This is a genomic window from Acinetobacter sp. USHLN143 (genome assembly GCF_037145695.1).
GTDB lineage: Bacteria > Pseudomonadota > Gammaproteobacteria > Pseudomonadales > Moraxellaceae > Acinetobacter > Acinetobacter fasciculus.
The window spans coordinates 1-223 of the sequence record NZ_JBBCWZ010000332.1 but is presented as its reverse complement, the minus strand read 5'-3'; the positions used below and the strand labels follow the sequence as shown (position 1 = coordinate 223).

Below are 223 nucleotides of genomic sequence, written 5' to 3'. Positions count from 1 at the left end.
CTACAAAATGCATTCTCAACTAAGTGTCTGATTTTATATAAATACCAATCCATATGATCATTATTTGACTGAGTATTTGATTTTCTTGGAATATTCGCTTTAGTTTTTTTCACAGATATTTGTTCTCTTAATGATTCAGAGTCATATCCTTTGTCTGCACAACATACTTCCGTTTCACTCAAATCAAGTTTTTCAATCATTTTGGGAGCAATCTTGACATCAT

1 protein-coding gene is annotated in these 223 nt (G+C 30.5%); it reads right to left on the bottom strand.

The annotated features are described in order from the left end of the window. The coding region (locus tag WFH18_RS18260) for a transposase (RefSeq protein WP_336755468.1) at window positions 1-223 on the bottom strand (223 nt) is incomplete at both ends.